This window comes from Candidatus Baltobacteraceae bacterium (genome assembly GCA_036489885.1).
Taxonomy (GTDB): domain Bacteria; phylum Vulcanimicrobiota; class Vulcanimicrobiia; order Vulcanimicrobiales; family Vulcanimicrobiaceae; genus JAFAMS01.
The window spans coordinates 821,290-835,837 of the sequence record DASXEW010000003.1 but is presented as its reverse complement, the minus strand read 5'-3'; the positions used below and the strand labels follow the sequence as shown (position 1 = coordinate 835,837).

At 59.9% G+C, this 14,548-nt stretch carries 15 protein-coding genes; 6 read left to right on the top strand and 9 right to left on the bottom strand.

The genetic code is table 11. The features are described 5' to 3' along the window. Nucleotides 1–28: 28 nt before the first annotated feature. The 6 genes from VGG22_09965 to VGG22_09940 all read left to right on the top strand — a co-directional run bounded on the left by VGG22_09965 (nucleotide 29) and on the right by VGG22_09940 (nucleotide 6,028). Complete coding sequence (locus VGG22_09965) at nucleotides 29–490, top strand: tripartite tricarboxylate transporter TctB family protein (GenBank protein HEY1728688.1); 462 nt, start codon at nucleotides 29–31, stop codon at nucleotides 488–490. Nucleotides 491–496: 6 nt separating this feature from the next. Then, nucleotides 497–2,008, top strand: a complete 1,512-nt coding sequence (locus tag VGG22_09960) for a tripartite tricarboxylate transporter permease (protein HEY1728687.1) — start codon at nucleotides 497–499, stop codon at nucleotides 2,006–2,008. Continuing rightward, nucleotides 1,974–2,429 carry a hypothetical protein gene (locus VGG22_09955; protein ID HEY1728686.1) on the top strand — a complete coding sequence of 152 codons (456 nt, stop codon included), beginning with the start codon at nucleotides 1,974–1,976 and terminating at the stop codon, nucleotides 2,427–2,429. The genes VGG22_09960 and VGG22_09955 overlap by 35 nt, the downstream gene beginning before the upstream one ends. Nucleotides 2,430–2,671: 242 nt before the next feature. Continuing rightward, on the top strand, nucleotides 2,672–3,730 hold the full coding sequence (locus tag VGG22_09950; GenBank protein ID HEY1728685.1) for a hypothetical protein: 1,059 nt from the start codon (nucleotides 2,672–2,674) through the stop codon (nucleotides 3,728–3,730). A gap of 92 nt (nucleotides 3,731–3,822) precedes the next feature. After that, nucleotides 3,823–4,740: a tripartite tricarboxylate transporter substrate binding protein gene (locus VGG22_09945; GenBank protein ID HEY1728684.1), complete on the top strand. Its 918-nt coding sequence runs from the start codon at nucleotides 3,823–3,825 to the stop codon at nucleotides 4,738–4,740. Between the two features lies 1 nt (nucleotide 4,741). Next, nucleotides 4,742–6,028, top strand: a complete 1,287-nt coding sequence (locus tag VGG22_09940; protein HEY1728683.1) for an amidase — start codon at nucleotides 4,742–4,744, stop codon at nucleotides 6,026–6,028. Between the two features lies 1 nt (nucleotide 6,029). Here the strand turns inward: VGG22_09940 and VGG22_09935 are convergent, their stop codons facing one another. Genes VGG22_09935 through VGG22_09895 form a run of 9 tightly spaced genes read right to left on the bottom strand, consistent with a single transcriptional unit; the run spans nucleotide 6,030 to nucleotide 14,319 of the window. Further along, nucleotides 6,030–7,193 carry a homogentisate 1,2-dioxygenase gene (locus VGG22_09935; protein ID HEY1728682.1) on the bottom strand — a complete coding sequence of 388 codons (1,164 nt, stop codon included), beginning with the start codon at nucleotides 7,191–7,193 and terminating at the stop codon, nucleotides 6,030–6,032. A gap of 20 nt (nucleotides 7,194–7,213) precedes the next feature. Further along, nucleotides 7,214–9,346: a xanthine dehydrogenase family protein molybdopterin-binding subunit gene (locus tag VGG22_09930; GenBank protein HEY1728681.1), complete on the bottom strand. Its 2,133-nt coding sequence runs from the start codon at nucleotides 9,344–9,346 to the stop codon at nucleotides 7,214–7,216. Then, entirely contained in the window at nucleotides 9,343–10,329 is a 987-nt protein-coding gene (locus VGG22_09925; protein ID HEY1728680.1) for a xanthine dehydrogenase family protein subunit M, read from the bottom strand. The genes VGG22_09930 and VGG22_09925 overlap by 4 nt, the downstream gene beginning before the upstream one ends. Beyond that, on the bottom strand, nucleotides 10,326–10,922 hold the full coding sequence (locus VGG22_09920; protein HEY1728679.1) for a 2Fe-2S iron-sulfur cluster-binding protein: 597 nt from the start codon (nucleotides 10,920–10,922) through the stop codon (nucleotides 10,326–10,328). The genes VGG22_09925 and VGG22_09920 overlap by 4 nt, the downstream gene beginning before the upstream one ends. Next, nucleotides 10,919–12,391 carry an FAD-dependent monooxygenase gene (locus VGG22_09915; protein HEY1728678.1) on the bottom strand — a complete coding sequence of 491 codons (1,473 nt, stop codon included), beginning with the start codon at nucleotides 12,389–12,391 and terminating at the stop codon, nucleotides 10,919–10,921. Before VGG22_09915 ends, VGG22_09920 begins: the two co-directional genes overlap by 4 nt. 34 nt (nucleotides 12,392–12,425) lie before the next feature. Next, entirely contained in the window at nucleotides 12,426–13,127 is a 702-nt protein-coding gene (uppS, locus tag VGG22_09910; GenBank protein ID HEY1728677.1) for a polyprenyl diphosphate synthase, read from the bottom strand. After that, a complete protein-coding gene (locus tag VGG22_09905) occupies nucleotides 13,124–13,477 on the bottom strand; it encodes a transcriptional regulator (protein ID HEY1728676.1) in 354 nt (117 codons plus the stop codon). Before VGG22_09905 ends, uppS begins: the two co-directional genes overlap by 4 nt. Then, on the bottom strand, nucleotides 13,474–14,079 hold the full coding sequence (locus VGG22_09900) for a hypothetical protein (protein HEY1728675.1): 606 nt from the start codon (nucleotides 14,077–14,079) through the stop codon (nucleotides 13,474–13,476). The genes VGG22_09905 and VGG22_09900 overlap by 4 nt, the downstream gene beginning before the upstream one ends. A 36-nt stretch (nucleotides 14,080–14,115) precedes the next feature. Beyond that, entirely contained in the window at nucleotides 14,116–14,319 is a 204-nt protein-coding gene (locus VGG22_09895; protein ID HEY1728674.1) for a hypothetical protein, read from the bottom strand. Nucleotides 14,320–14,548 lie beyond the last annotated feature (229 nt).

Below are 14,548 nucleotides of genomic sequence, written 5' to 3'. Positions count from 1 at the left end.
GGCTCAGCGCAGCCTGAATCATACTTGGATGCAAGCCTTGAGAACAAGGGGCACGACTGATATCATCGGCGGCGCGCTTATGTTTTTGATCGGCACCGGGGCTGCTTATCAAGGCACTTCGTATCAAGTCGGAACGCTCGAGATCATGGGGCCCGGCTTCTTTCCCGTGACTCTTGGAGTCGCGCTTGCGCTCGTCGGTGCCGCAATTGCGATCAATGGGCTGCGTACGCGTACGTCACCCGGAACGATGGAACGCCCGGAATGGCGCGGCTGGATCGCAATTATCGGCGGCGTCCTCGCCTTCGCGATCGTCGGAAAGCATCTTGGACTTGCGGGCGGCAGCTTTTCGGTCGTCCTGATTTCCGCACTCGGCGATCGTCAGAACACGCTCAAGGATGCACTCCTCCTCGCGCTGGCGATCGTCGTCGTTTGCATACTTCTCTTCGCCGTTGCATTGAAGGTCGAGTTCCCGCTTTTCAGTTGGCAGTAGGCGACAATGCACCAAGCCCTCACCGATCTGCTCTACGGGTTTAGTGTCGCACTCGAACCACATAATCTAGTCTGGTCGCTTTTTGGCGTCCTGATGGGCAACTTGATCGGCGTTTTGCCCGGTATGGGCGCGCTCTCCGCGATGTCCCTCTTGCTGCCGCTCACCCACACGATGCACGCCGTACCGGCAATACTGATGCTGGCCGGCATTTTCTACGGATCCCAATACGGCGGTGCGATCGGAGCAATTCTGCTAAACATTCCATCGCACGCTGCGCACGCGGTAACTTGCATCGATGGATATCAGATGACCAGGAACGGCAAGGGCGGAAAGGCTCTCGGAATCGCGGTCATCTCTTCATTTTTTGCAGCGTCGGCCGGCATCACGGTCATGATTTTTGCATCACCGCTTCTCGTGAAGCTCGCGTACAAGTTCGGGCCGGCGGAAATCTTTTCGATCATGATGTTCGGTCTTCTCACCGGCGGGACGATGGCAGGCAAATCCCCGCTCAAAGGAATCGCGATGACGATCCTCGGCATGATCATCGGTCTGATCGGCACGGACATCAATAGCGGAACGCAGCGATTTACCTTCGGCTTCATCGATCTCAGCGACCGCGCCGACCTCGTCGCGCTGGCGCTCGGATTGTTCGGAATCGGTAATTTTCTAAGAGGCATAAATCGAACGGTTGTTTCCGCCTCTAGAGTCGCGGTTCGGTTGCGCGATCTCCGGCCGTCGCTCGCGGAGTTAAAACAAGCATTCTTACCAATGCTCCGAGGCACATTGATCGGGACGATGTTCGGTGCGATGCCCGGAACAGGCCCTGATATCACAACTTTTGTGGCATATTCGGTGGAGCGCCGTATCTCACGCACGCCCGAACGCTTCGGAAGCGGCGCAATTGAAGGCGTAGCCGCACCGGAAGCTGCGGCACACTCGAAGACGCAGGTGGACTTCATCCCGACGATGACGCTGGGGATTCCAGGCGATGCCGTGATGGCGCTTATCCTCGGCGCGCTGCTAATCCAAGGTATTCAGCCCGGCCCCCAGCTCATTACCGACCACGCCGACATTTTTTGGGGACTCGTAGCGAGCTTTTGGATCGGCAACATCTTGCTGGTGGTGCTCAATATACCGTTGATTCGCGTGTGGGTGAAGCTGCTTCAGGTACCCTACCGCTTCATGTTCCCTTCCGCGTTGTTCTTCATGTGTGTCGGCGTGTACACGACGAACAATTCGTTATTTAACGTATACGAGTTGCTATTTTTCGGGATCGCCGGCGCAATCTTGTTAGCACTCGATTTTCCGCCAGCGCCGATTTTACTCGGTTATATTCTCGGCCCGCTCGTCGAAGAGAACGGACGCCGTGCGTTGCTGCTTTCGCACGGCGATCTTCGAATATTCTTGCAGCATCCGATTAGCGAATGCTTTGTGATTTTGTGCGCCGCGCTCATCGTCTCGCAAATCTTCGTAGCGGTTCGTGATGCGCAACGCCGTCGATCACAGATCTTTCCCTGAACCGACAGTCAGGGCGTTCTCTCAGGATTTTCCTCATTCCTTTTTGGACGAAAAGCGATGTAAAATTGATGGAACCTTGCGCGCCCGAAAGGCGAGTAACATGGCCATGAATACGTTGAGCGTCGTCGTTCCCGTCGCAGACTATCAAGATCTCGTTCAGACTCCAGCTGCGATGCCGCCGAAACGGCCTGCCAGCATCAAGGGAAAAACCGTGATTTGCCTGCCTAACTGGAAGGCAATATCACCGCCCTTTATGGAGGCGTTTGCAAAGCGTCTCAACTCGGATACCGATGTGAAGGAAGCGATATTCCATAATCCTGATTGGCAGTTCACGCATCCCGAGCGTGTTGCCAAGATTGGTCCGGAGATCGATCAGCTCGCACACGGCATAGATTTGATGACATCCGGTGTCGCCGATTGAGGCGGATGCACGCTGTGGAGTTGCCACGCATGTGTCGAGTTCGAAAAGAGGGGCATCCCCGCGACGGTCATCGTCACGGATGTCTTTGAGACAAGAGCCCACCAACTACTAACCTCGCTGGGATATCCGCACATCCCGGTGCTCGTAACGGCCAACCCGGTAATCTACCTCGATGATCCGGGAATCCACGAGCGTATCGATACGCTTCTGCCGGAATTGGTCGCGTCGTTCGAGGCGCAAAAGTGACCAAAACGGTCGACGTACCGGTTAGCTCCGCGGAAAATCCGTATGAGGATTTCTTTCAATACGCCGTCGACAACCATTGGACCGACGGCCTCCCGGTAATACCACCGACAGCCGACCGTATCGAACGCTTCCTGGCGACCGTTGACCGGGATCCGGACGAGGTTTTTTACATCATGCCGCCGCGTAAAGGTCCGTGCACGGTGCGTGGCATCGCAGCAAACGCGGTGATGGCAGGATGTTTGCCGGAGTATTTTCCGACGGTCGTTGCGGCCGTGGAAGCGATTGCTGATCCGCTTTTTCCGCTCGGAACGCTAGTCGGTCTTCGCCCCGAAACGCCTTTCTTCATGATCAACGGACCGGTGCGCAAGGAGATCGATCTCAACTGCGCACGCGGGGCGCTTGGACCGGGATGGCGCTCGAATGCGACGATCGGACGGGCCATGCGGCTCGTGATGATCAACATCGGCGGCTTTTCACCGGGAGGCTACGCTCGCACGTGCTTCGCGTCGCCCCTCCAATACACGTTCTGCACGGGCGAAGACGAAGAAAGTTCAGCCTGGGAACCATTCCACGTCGAGCGCGGGTTCAAGGCCGACCAAAGCACGATCTCCGTCTTTCGCGTGACGTCGTACATCGGGCTTCTCGCACCGCTGGATTGGGATCAATCACCTGAAGGTCTCTTGCAGCACACTGCGCTCTCAATGGTCTCGTTGGGTAACACCGCACTTTACGCAGGAAGCTTGTCCGCCGTCTTGCTCTTCAATCCGGAACGCGTGCAGCTCTTGGCTGACGCCGGCATCTCTAAGACGAAAGCGAAAGAGATGATCTACGAGTACACGCTGTTACCGACGTCGTTCTTCCGTAGTAGCGACATCCCGTTCTTGGAAAAGAAGGGACGGATCAAAGACGGCAAGGTGTCGCTGGTTGATACACCCGAGGATATTTATCTCGGCGTCCTAGGTGGAACGGGAATTCATACCGTGTATCTTCCCGGATTTTCGCACGAGCAGATTCCCCATGTCCCCGTTACAAAGGTCATCGCACAGACACACTAACCGATTCCCCCACATCGGAGAAATATATGTCCGAGAAGCGATTGAACCGAAGCACCGCTTTAGGTCTTATCGGCGGCGCAGCATCCCTCATCGTGGCATCACCAGCATATGCAGATTCCTTTCCGAGCGGCCCTGTTCGCCTCATCGTTCCCTTCCCGCCCGGCGGCGGTGCGGACGCGATGGCGCGCATCATCGGCCCGAAGGTAAGCCAGATCGCCGGTCAGGACTTCGTAATCGAGAATCACGGTGGAGCGAACGGAAATATCGGCGCGGAATTGGTCGCACGAGCCAATCCGGACGGATATACCGTTTTGCTTGCGACAGCAAACTGGACGATCAGCGAAAGCATTTACAAAAGCCTTCCGTTCAACGTTATTAGCGATTTTGCACCGGTCGCGTATCTCGCACGCACGCCGAACATCATCGCGCTCAATCCTTCGTTCCCGGCCAAGACGCTGAGGGACTTGGAAGCGCTTGCGAAGGCGTCGCCCGGAAAAATCAACTATTCGAGCGATCAAGGCGGCCCGCTGCGTCTCGGCGTTGAGCTGCTCGCCAGCGATACCGGAATCAATCTCATGAACGTACCGTACAACGGCACCGCCGCCGCGATCCTCGGAGCATTGCGTGGTGATGTCGCGATCGTCATGGCACCGGCTCCCGCCATTCTGCCCTACGTAAAATCCGGCAAGCTCAAAGCGCTCGCGGTATCAAGCACGGAGCGGCTCAAATCGTTACCGGATGTGCCGACGGTCGCCGAATCGGGCGTCCCGGGCTTCGATGTGAATCAGTGGTACGGAATCGTCGCGCCCGCAAAGACGCCAAAGGCCGCCGTCGATTCGCTCAACGCAATTTTCACCAAAGCCCTGCGCGCTCCTGATCTCGAGGGACCTCTGCGCGACGCCATCTTGATTCCGGTTGGGGGCTCGCCGCAAAGCTTCGCGGAGTTTGTACGAAACGACGTCGCAAAATGGGCGAAAGTCGCCAAGGCCGCGAACATTCCACTGAGCTAGCATGCTGAGCATTCGCCTCAATGAGCTGACCGCATCCGACATCGTTCGAGCCGTACGTCGCGGCGAGGTCACCTGCGAATCGATAGCACGAGCCTGTATCGAGCGAATCGATGAACGTGAAGATGCGGTGCAAGCTTGGGAATACATCGATCGCGAGGCTGTTATGCGGACTGCGCGATCTCTCGACGTCCGCGGAGCACGCGGCATTCTTTCGGGAGTCCCGTTCGGCGTAAAGGACATCATCGATACCGCGGATATCCCGAGCCAATACGGTTCACCGATCTACGCCGGCCATCAGCCGAAAACGGACGCAGCGTGCGTCGCACTGAGCCGTAAGGCAGATGCCGTCCTCCTAGGTAAGACGGTCACGACGGAATTCGCGAATCGTCACCCGGCACGAACGCGGCATCCACTTGACCCTGCCCGAACGTCAGGCGGCTCATCGAGTGGCTCGGCCGCGGCTGTGGCCGACATGATGGTTCCCGTCGCCCTCGGAACGCAAACGACAGGTTCGACCATTAAACCCGGTTCGTTTTGCGGAGTGTTCGCTTATCGCCCGACGTTTGGCACGCTCACCTGTTCCGGCGTCAAACAATCCGCTTGGTCCCTTGACACACTCGGTATTTATGCGCGATCGGTCGAGGACATTTCGCGTTATCGAGATGCGCTGCTCGGACGTGAGCGTGAAAGCGAGTTAAGTAAAGTACTCAAGCCTCGCATCGCTTTTTGCCGAACGCACAAATGGGACGAGGTCGAGCCCTCGACGCGCGCGCTGTTCGAGGAGGCTGTGCTTCGGTTGCAGCAGGCAGGTATCGACGTGCGCGACGTCACGCTTCCCACAGCATTCAACGAGATGGAAGAAGCGCACAAATGGATCTCCAGCTATGAGTTTACACGCAACTACACCTGGGAGATCGAGAATCACTGGGATCAGATTAGCGAGACGTTGCGGAAAGGACGACTCAAGAACGGCCTAAGCTGCACGTTCGAGCGCTATTCGCAAGCGAAGCTTCACGTCGAGCAAACGCGCGGGATGCTCGATGCGATCTTTAACGACTACGACGTCTTGCTCACGTCGCCCGTCGTAGGCGAAGCTCCCGTCGGCTTCGGCGACACCGGAAATTCATCGCTCTGCGGAATGTGGACGGCTCTTCAGGTCCCCGTCGTCACGATACCGGTGTTTCGTGGGCCCTCAAATTTACCGATCGGCGCACAAATCATCGCGCGACGCAGCAACGACGAAGCGCTGTTTGGGATTGCGGACTCGATCTACAGGATTCTGACGTAGGCTACGGTTTCGAAACCGCGACCCACGAGCGGAAGTAGCCGGCATCCTCGATTGAGAACGCCGGCTCCGCGATTCGCAGCGGCGCAAAGCAATCGACGGCAACGGCCAGCTCGTCCGTCGCCTGTTTTCCGAGCGAGGCTTCAACTGCACCCGGTTGCGGACCGTGGATTGCGCCCGCTGCGTGCAGCGTGATCGAACGCTCTTCGATGCCGCGGCGGCTCATAAAGTTGCCGCTCGCATAGTAGATGATCTCGTCGCAATCGACGCTAGCGTGATTGTACGGAGCCGGGACTGCTTGCGGATGATAGTCGAATAGCCGTGGCGCGAAAAGAATAAACGCTGCACCGGCGGCTTCGAAAATGACGTGCGTCGACGGCGGTTGATGCAGCTTGCCCGTCACGGGCGCATAGTCGTCGGCATTGAAGGCGACCGGATAGCAGTATCCGTCCCAGCCGACGACGTCGAAAGGATGATTCTGGACGACGTGAATCGCGGTGCGTCCGCGCGCACTGATGCGTACTTCGAATTCACCTTGTTCGTCGTGCGGCTCGCGTAAGACCGGCGCGCGAAAATCGCGTTCGTAGTATGGTGCATGCTCTTTGAGCTGACCGAACGGATTCCGGAATTTTGAGGGGATCTCGATCGGCCCACTACACTCGGCGACGAACAGCTCGGTCTTGTTGCCCGGCTGCAAACGATACGCAACGCCGCACGGGATGATGAGATAGTCGTGCGCGCGATACGCGATTTCGCCCAGCGGCGATTCCAGAACACCGTTGCCGGCTTGGACGAAAAGCAGCTCGTCGCCGCCGGCGTTGCGGAAAAAATAGTCCATCGGTTTCGAGACCGTCGCAGTCGAGATCACAATGTCGTCGTTGCCGGCGAGCGGGACGCGGCCCTCGACGGCGTCCCCTTCGGCTTTCACGCGCGCCGTGAACCAGTGACGGTTCTTGAGCGGATCGTTGGGCATGTAGCGCACGAACGGACGTTCCCAAGCGCGCACGTCGAGCGTTGCGGTCGGTGGCCGTACATGGTATGCGAGCGAGTAGATGCTTTCGAAGCCTTTGGTCGAGATCAGCTCTTCGGCATACAATCCTCCGTTTGGCTTGCGGAACTGCGTATGGCGCTGCGCGGGCAGCTTGCCCTCTCGAACGTAGAACGGCATGGCCTGCGGCTTCGGCGCAGCTAGGTCAATAGCTTGTCGGGCGTAATCGGCAATTCGCGCACACGCACACCCGTCGCGTGATAGACCGCGTTTGCGATCGCGGGTGCCGCGCCGACGATGCCGATCTCACCAATGCCTTTGACGCCGATCGGATTGATGTGCGGATCTTCCTCCGGTACGATTACGACCTCGATGGCCGGAACGTCGGCGTTCGTCGGAACGAGATATTCGGCAAGGTTTGCCGTCATGATGCGGCCGCTGCGCAAATCCGTGCGCGTGATCTCCGTCAGCGCGTTACCGATGCCCCACACGATGCCGCCCATGTATTGATTGCGCGCCGTCTGCGCGTTCAGGATGCGCCCGGATGCAAACGCGCCGACGAAGCGCGCGACGCGCACCTGGCCGAGATCCGGATCGACATGCACTTCCGCAAAGTGCGCACCAAACGCGAGCGTCGCGAATTTTTTCTGCGAATCATCCGGCTTCTTTGCATCCGAAGTTCCGTCAACGCTCGCAACGCCGGCCTTGCGCAAGATCGCCGCGTAGGCTTCCGGCGACGTCAACCTATCCGGAGAGACGTTGCCGAGCGCCGCGACCCTTGTGCGCGCGTCATCCGCCGCGAGCTTGATCGCGGTCCCGACGCTCGCCGTCAGCTGCGAGCCGCCGGCATTCGGCGCGATGGGCATCGCCGTATCGCCAAGTCCGATCCGAACACGCTCGACGGGGAATCCTAACGTTTCGGCAGCCACCTGCGTGAACACGGTATAAGCACCCGTTCCGATGTCGACGCCCGCGCTGTTCACGAGCGCCGTTCCGTCACGGAAGATGCGCACGAGTCCACCGGCTTCGCTCCGATTTGACGGATAGACGGCGGTCGCGACGCCCATGCCGACCAGCAGGTTGCGGTCGCGCATACTGCGGACTCTTGGATTGCGGCGGCTCCAACCGAAGCGCTGGGCGCCTTGCTCGTAGCACGCACGCAGCGATTTGCTCGAATAAGGCAATCGCGAATCCGGGTCGGTTTCCGCGTAATTACGCAAACGCAGCTCGAGCGGATCGATCCCGAGTTGGTACGCGAGCTCATCCATCGCCGATTCAAACGCAAAGGACCCGCTTGTCTCGCCGGGTGCTCGTGTAAAGGTCGGCGTCGCGGTGTTCAAGCGAACGAGCCTCTGAGTGATGCGCGAGTTCGGAACGTTGTAGAGCATGACGCTAAAGCGTCCCGAAGGCTCGGTGAACTCATCGAACGTTGACGTGTGCGACGTGACCTCGTGGATTTGCGCCGCAATCTTGCCGTTACGGTCGGCGCCCAATGCGACACGTTGAATCGTTTCCGGCCGGTGTCCGACCGAGCTGAACATCTGCGGTCGCGTCAGAACGAGCTTGACCGGACGATTCGTAACCTTCGCTGCCATCGCGGCCAGAACGACGTGCGACCACGGCGTGCCCTTGCAGCCGAAACCGCCGCCGATGTACGACGAGATCACGCGCACGCTTTGAACCGGAAGTCCAAACGTGCTCGCCAAGACACGCCGGTCACCATCGACGCCCTGCGACGCGTTGTAGACCGTGAGCTTGTCTCCATCCCATGTCGCGGTCGACGCGTGTGGTTCCATGGGATTATGATGATAGATCGGCGTGCGATACGTCCGATCGAGCTTGACGGCGGCCGACGCGAAGGCGGTGTCCGCGTCGCCGCGTTTCAAATCCGCCGCATGGCCTTGGATGGCTTTGGGCGCGTAAGGAGTTCCGGCTTCGATGCGCGTTGCTACGGGTTGCGCCGTATACTCGATTCGCAGCAGAGAGGCGGCATGAGTGGCGCGCTCAAACGTGTCGGCTACGACAACTGCGACGGGTTGGCGGTCATAGTAGACGATGTCATCCTGGAGCACGCGCAAAACGCGCGCTTGTCCGTTTGGCTCGGCAATGTGAACGCGCGGAGCATTTCCGTGCGTCAGAATCACGATCACACCAGGTTCTTTGCGTGCTTGCGACTGATCGATCGAGACGATCTTGCCGTTGCCGATCGTGCTCGTCACCATCACCGCGTACGTAAGACCTGCGATCGGAACTTCCGCCGTGTATTTCGCCCGGCCAGTTACCTTGAGCGCGCCGTCGACGCGTGCGATGGGGTCGCCGACGAGTTTGCTCATGCGGCGCTCCCGGATACCGTTTGCAATGCGCGGACGATCGCGCGCTGCGCGAGCGGTATCTTGTAGTCATTTTGACCGTAACCGCGCGCGCCGCGAAGCGCGCTCTGCGCGGCTGCAGTGAAAACGGCTCGCGACGGAGTTTGACCTTGCAGTGCGCGTTCGGCTTCACGCGCGCGCCACGGGACGGGCGCGACGCCGCCGAGCGCAATCCGTGCGGCGCGGATCTGTCCGCCGGAGATGTCGAGACCCGCCGCCACCGACACAAGCGCAAATTCGTACTGGCTGCGATCGCGCGCTTTCAAATATGTCGAATTACGGGTGTACGCGGCGAGGGGAACCTCGACCGCGGCGATCAGCTCACCGTGCGCAAGCGCCGTCTCGCGCGCGGGCGTCGAACCCGGCAACAGATAGAAATCAGATAGCGGCATCGTCCGCTCACCGGCCGAACCACGCAAGTGCAGCATCGCGTCGAACGCGACCAGTGCAACCGCGAGGTCCGAGGCGTGCACGCAGATGCAGCGGTCGCTGCCACCCATGATTGCGTGCATGCGATTGACGCCTCCAAGTGCCGAACACCCTGTCCCGTCGGAACGCTTGTTGCACGCGGTCGCGACATCGCGGAAGTATGCGCAGCGCGTGCGCTGCATGATATTGCCGCCGATCGTCGCCATATTGCGAAGTTGCGGTGATGCGCTCTCGAGCAAGGCTTGCGAGACGGCGGGAAGGCCATGCACCACGGCTTTCGCGTCTGCAACATCGCTCATTCGCGAGAGCGCGCCGATGCGAACGGTCGAATCATCGGCGTCGATGTGCGCGAATGGCAGCATCGTGATGTCGACGAGCAGGGACGGCATGACCGCGTCGTCTTTCATCAGGTCGACGATATTCGTTCCGCCTGCAATGTACGAAGCGCGCGGATCGCCCTCAACCGTCGCGATCGCAGCGCCGGCCGTACCGGCGCGCGCAAATCGGAAAAGATTCACGCGTGACGCCCCGCTTTGCGAATCGCGTCAACGATATTGGGATATGCGCCGCAGCGGCAGATGTTGCCGCTCATCCACATGCGAATCGACGAATCGTCGCTCGTGGGGCGACGTTCAGACACGAGACCGACCGCAGAAACAATCTGCCCCGGCGTGCAATAGCCGCATTGGAAGCCGTCGCTGGAAAGAAACGCCGCCTGCATCGGATGCAACGACTCCGGCGAGCCGAGACCCTCGATCGTCGTAACGGCTTTTCCCTCGGCCATCACGGCGAGCGTCAGGCACGCGTTGACGCGGCGGCCGTCGACCAGGACCGTGCACGCGCCGCACGTGCCTTGATCGCAGCCCTTCTTGGTGCCGGTCAATCCGAGGCGTTCGCGCAGCGCATCGAGCAACGTGACGCGCGGCTCGAGAGCGAGCGTGTGTGTCTCGCCGTTGATTTTCAGGCTAACGGGAATCGGGCCGGGGCCCCGCTCTTCCAGCGGCTGCTCGGCTGCCGGCGCGAAGTCGGGACGTACTCCGGCGCTCGCCGCCAGCGTTGGAACAGCGGCACGAACGATGAACCGTTTGCGGCTTATTCTGGGAAATTTCACGGAGCTTGGGCGGTTATTACCCCGAAAGTGTCCGAGAGATACGTCGTGACGATACGGTGGTCGCGTAGTGCCCCACGTGCCGCGATGTAGCCGTCCGGACGAATCAACACATATTGCGGTTCACCGTCCGCGCCGAATGCGCGAAAGACGCTTCCAGCCGCGTCCAGCAGCTGCGCGCCCGCTACCGAATCATCACGCGCAACGATTTGTACGTCGACGAGATCGGCGTGGACTTGCATCGCAAGGAGCATCTCGTGAGTGAACTGATCGCGCCGGTATGTGAACACGAGCATGAGGTGACGCAGCGTCGAGAACATCGCGGAGACTGTTGTTTCCGTTCCGTCGAGCGTTCGAATCAACGCCCCGTCGGGAGCGTGCGAGCCCGGACCAGGTTTCGGCGTCGCTGCGCGCATCACAATCGGGCTGCGATCGTAGATGACCGGCTGCTCGACGAACGCTGCGATGCGATCCCGAGGCGAACGCACTTTGCGAACGAGCTTGGCTGCGATTGCTTCACGTTCGGTCGCGTATGAATTGAGGACCGTTGCGAAGGCTCCGTGCCGATACGTGAGCGCGATCTTCCATGCGAGATTTTCCGCATCTTGGATGCCGGCGTTCATCCCTTGCGCACCGAGTGGTGAATGCGTGTGGGCTGCATCACCGGCGAGGAACACGCGTCCCTTTGCCATCGTCAACGTGCGCCGCTGATTCGTGACGAGCTGTGAGATCCAGACCGGATCTCCGTAGCTGCGCGCTTGAATTCCGGCCAGATACAACGCCGAGCGGAAATCATCGAGTGTCGGCAGGGATTCAAACCCTGCGGCGCGTTCGATGATCACGCGCGTGAGATCGTTCGGCAACGGAAAGATCGCGACGAGGTTCACACTCGTTTGATGAATCGATACGGCGTCGCGCGGAAAATCCGCGTCGATCTGCAGATCGCCGAGCGCGAAGCTCTCCGAGACTTGCTCGCCGGAAAACTGCACGTCGAGCAAATGTCGAACGGTACTGTTCGCACCGTCGCATCCGACCACGTACGAGTATTCGCCCGATGTCTCGCCGCTAGGCCCGCGAAAATGCACGCGGACTTTGCCTGGCTCTTGTTCGAGATGCACGAGCCGCACGCCACGCTCGATTTGGGTGCCGGTGCGGACCGTCAACCACTCACCGAGAATGCGCTCGGTCTCGCTCTGCGGTACGGCGAGCAAGTCGAGCTCCTGTTGCACGATCGCCTTTTGCGGCGTATGCACGAACACTTCGCGATAATGCAAGCCGCGCTCGACCAAGAGCGCAGCAACCTCGATGCGTTCGAAAAGCTGCATGCTCCGACGCTGAATCGCGAGGGCACGCGACTCGCGCATCGGCTCCGGCACCCAGTCGACGATGCGAACGGGTACGCCGTAGCGCGCAAGCTGAATCGCGAGCGTGAGTCCGGTAGGCCCCGCGCCTACGATTAGGACGTCTGCCATTACCTCAGCCCTTCCCGGCCGAGGTTAGGTTTTCTTAGGTCCCGTAGCGGCGCTGACGCCGTTCGAAATCTGCGAGCGCGGCCATAAGGTCAGCTTCACCAAAATCCGGCCACAAGGTCTCGGTCCAAGAAAACTCTGCGTAAGCCGACTGATACAGCAAGAAGTTGGAGATTCGGCGTTCGCCACCGGTCCGAATGACGAGATCCGGATCGGGAAGCCCGGCCGTATAGAGACGCGTTGCGATCGTCTCGTCGTCAATCGAGGCTGCTGTTCGCACGCCGCGCTCGACCTCGCGCGCCAGCGCGCGTACTGCGTCTGCGATTTCACGCCGTCCGCCGTAATCGATCGCAAGGTTGAGCGTAATCCCTGAGTTGGTCGACGTCGAGGCGCACAGACGTTCGAGCGCTTCGCGCGTTGCAAGCGGAAGCGCCGCAAGTCTGCCGCACAGCCGAACACGCACGCCGTCGCGAATGAGATCGTGCACCTGTCCGATTGCCGCAAGCCGGCACAGTTCCATGATGCCGCGCGTCTGATCGGCCGGCCGCGACCAATTCTCTTCCGAGAACGCAAAGACGGTCAGCACCTCGATGCCCGCGCGCGCAGCGGCCTCAACCGTGCGACGCAGCGCGTCGACGCCGAGCCGGTAGCCGTCGCTGACGGGAAGACCCTTGGACTGCGCCCAGCGGCGATTGCCGTCCATGATGATCGCGACGTGGCGCGGTACGGTCGTTGTCATGTAGCTGAAGCCTTCCGAAGAGTCGCCGCGGCGTGTTCGTGTACGTCATTGACGAGTGATTCGAGCTCATCGACGTATGCGAGGAAGCGCGCACGGCCGGTGCGAGTGATGCGATAAATCGTTTGTGGACGGCCACGGTCGCCGCGCACTCGGCGCGCATCGACGACTCCCAGTTCACGGAGGGCAAAAAGATGGCGATTCAGGTTTCCATCGGTCAGTCCGCACGCGGCTTGCAAATCTGCGAACGAAAGACCATCCGCGTTTGCAACCAGGCACGTGCAGACCGCGAGCCGTCCGCGCTCGTGAAAGATGCGCTCGAGCCCAGTATAGGCAAACGGCGCTTCCCTCATACCCAGAACTCCGCGCGATCGCGCGCCAAGCACCATCCGATGATGATCTGCCCGAAACCGAAGCCGAGCGGCATGACCCACCACGCGAGTGAAAACACCGAAAACGGTAAGAGCAGCGCGATCGAGATAACACCGAACCCGCCGGCGACCGTCATTACGCTCGCCGGAACCAGCGTACGCGACGCAAACAAACCGACCGCGTAGGCGCCGTACCAAATGCCGGGCAGAAGATTCCAGGCGTTGCCGGATGCAAGCGCGAGCGTAAGCGTCCCACCAAAGAGGAGCGACGGCAGAATCGCTACCGCGGCGATACGGCTCTGCTCGACCGCGTGGCGGCCGTGATTGCGCAAGAGCCAAAAACCGACCGCGCCATAGTTGAACGCGAGCGCGACGGCCAGCGTCGAGAACCAAATCGTCTCGTATACGCGCAGCTCCTGAGCCGTCGTAGGGTGCGGGGCCACGAGGCCCTGGAAAGCGCCGGCCACGAGGCAGACGATTCCGCTGGCAATTGCGGCGGCACCCGAAAACCCGGGAAAGCGCTGTACGCTCGCGAGGCGCAGACGGACTTCGGCCAAATCTGCCGCTGCTTGCTGGCGATCCACCCTAGCTTTGTAGCACAAAGCCAGGGGGACCGCAAGCTAAATCGCGATTTCTTCCTCGGCTTCGAGCCGTGCGCCGATCGCGATTATTGCACGCCCGAGTGCAACGAGTACGCCTGCGAGACGATGTCGTCGTTTTCGAACGCCGGAATTTGCCGCACGGGCGAGTCGCGCGCGACGTGCTTCGTCGAGCAACGCTTCGCGACGCTCTTCGCCAAGTGCGGAGAGGGAATGCGAAAACATCTCCGTGCCTTTCATGAGAACGCAGTAAGAAATACTCTGCTGAAGGCAAGAGCCGTGAGCGCTATGCGCTCATGAAAAAGCCTCCAGCTTTTCGCGGAGGCCCATCGTCAGTCTAAATTTGAGCTAATAGACTGCGGAAAGCACCCGCGAAAGAAGATTCGTGCCGAACGGAACGCCGTAATTGAGACAAGTCGACATCGTATGTTACCTCCTTTCTTGGTGTGCGTAT

What these genes read in the sequence shown, in the direction of transcription:
- VGG22_09935 (HEY1728682.1), bottom strand. Translation starts at nt 7,193, where the DNA reads ATGCCGTTCTACGTTCGAGAGGGCAAGCTGCCCGCGCAGCGCCATACG.
- VGG22_09895 (HEY1728674.1), bottom strand. Translation starts at nt 14,319, where the DNA reads ATGTTTTCGCATTCCCTCTCCGCACTTGGCGAAGAGCGTCGCGAAGCG.
- uppS (HEY1728677.1), bottom strand. Translation starts at nt 13,127, where the DNA reads ATGACAACGACCGTACCGCGCCACGTCGCGATCATCATGGACGGCAAT.
- VGG22_09965 (HEY1728688.1), top strand. Translation starts at nt 29, where the DNA reads ATGCAAGCCTTGAGAACAAGGGGCACGACTGATATCATCGGCGGCGCG.
- VGG22_09905 (HEY1728676.1), bottom strand. Translation starts at nt 13,477, where the DNA reads ATGAGGGAAGCGCCGTTTGCCTATACTGGGCTCGAGCGCATCTTTCAC.
- VGG22_09955 (HEY1728686.1), top strand. Translation starts at nt 1,974, where the DNA reads ATGCGCAACGCCGTCGATCACAGATCTTTCCCTGAACCGACAGTCAGG.
- VGG22_09930 (HEY1728681.1), bottom strand. Translation starts at nt 9,346, where the DNA reads ATGAGCAAACTCGTCGGCGACCCCATCGCACGCGTCGACGGCGCGCTC.
- VGG22_09915 (HEY1728678.1), bottom strand. Translation starts at nt 12,391, where the DNA reads ATGGCAGACGTCCTAATCGTAGGCGCGGGGCCTACCGGACTCACGCTC.
- VGG22_09960 (HEY1728687.1), top strand. Translation starts at nt 497, where the DNA reads ATGCACCAAGCCCTCACCGATCTGCTCTACGGGTTTAGTGTCGCACTC.
- VGG22_09940 (HEY1728683.1), top strand. Translation starts at nt 4,742, where the DNA reads ATGCTGAGCATTCGCCTCAATGAGCTGACCGCATCCGACATCGTTCGA.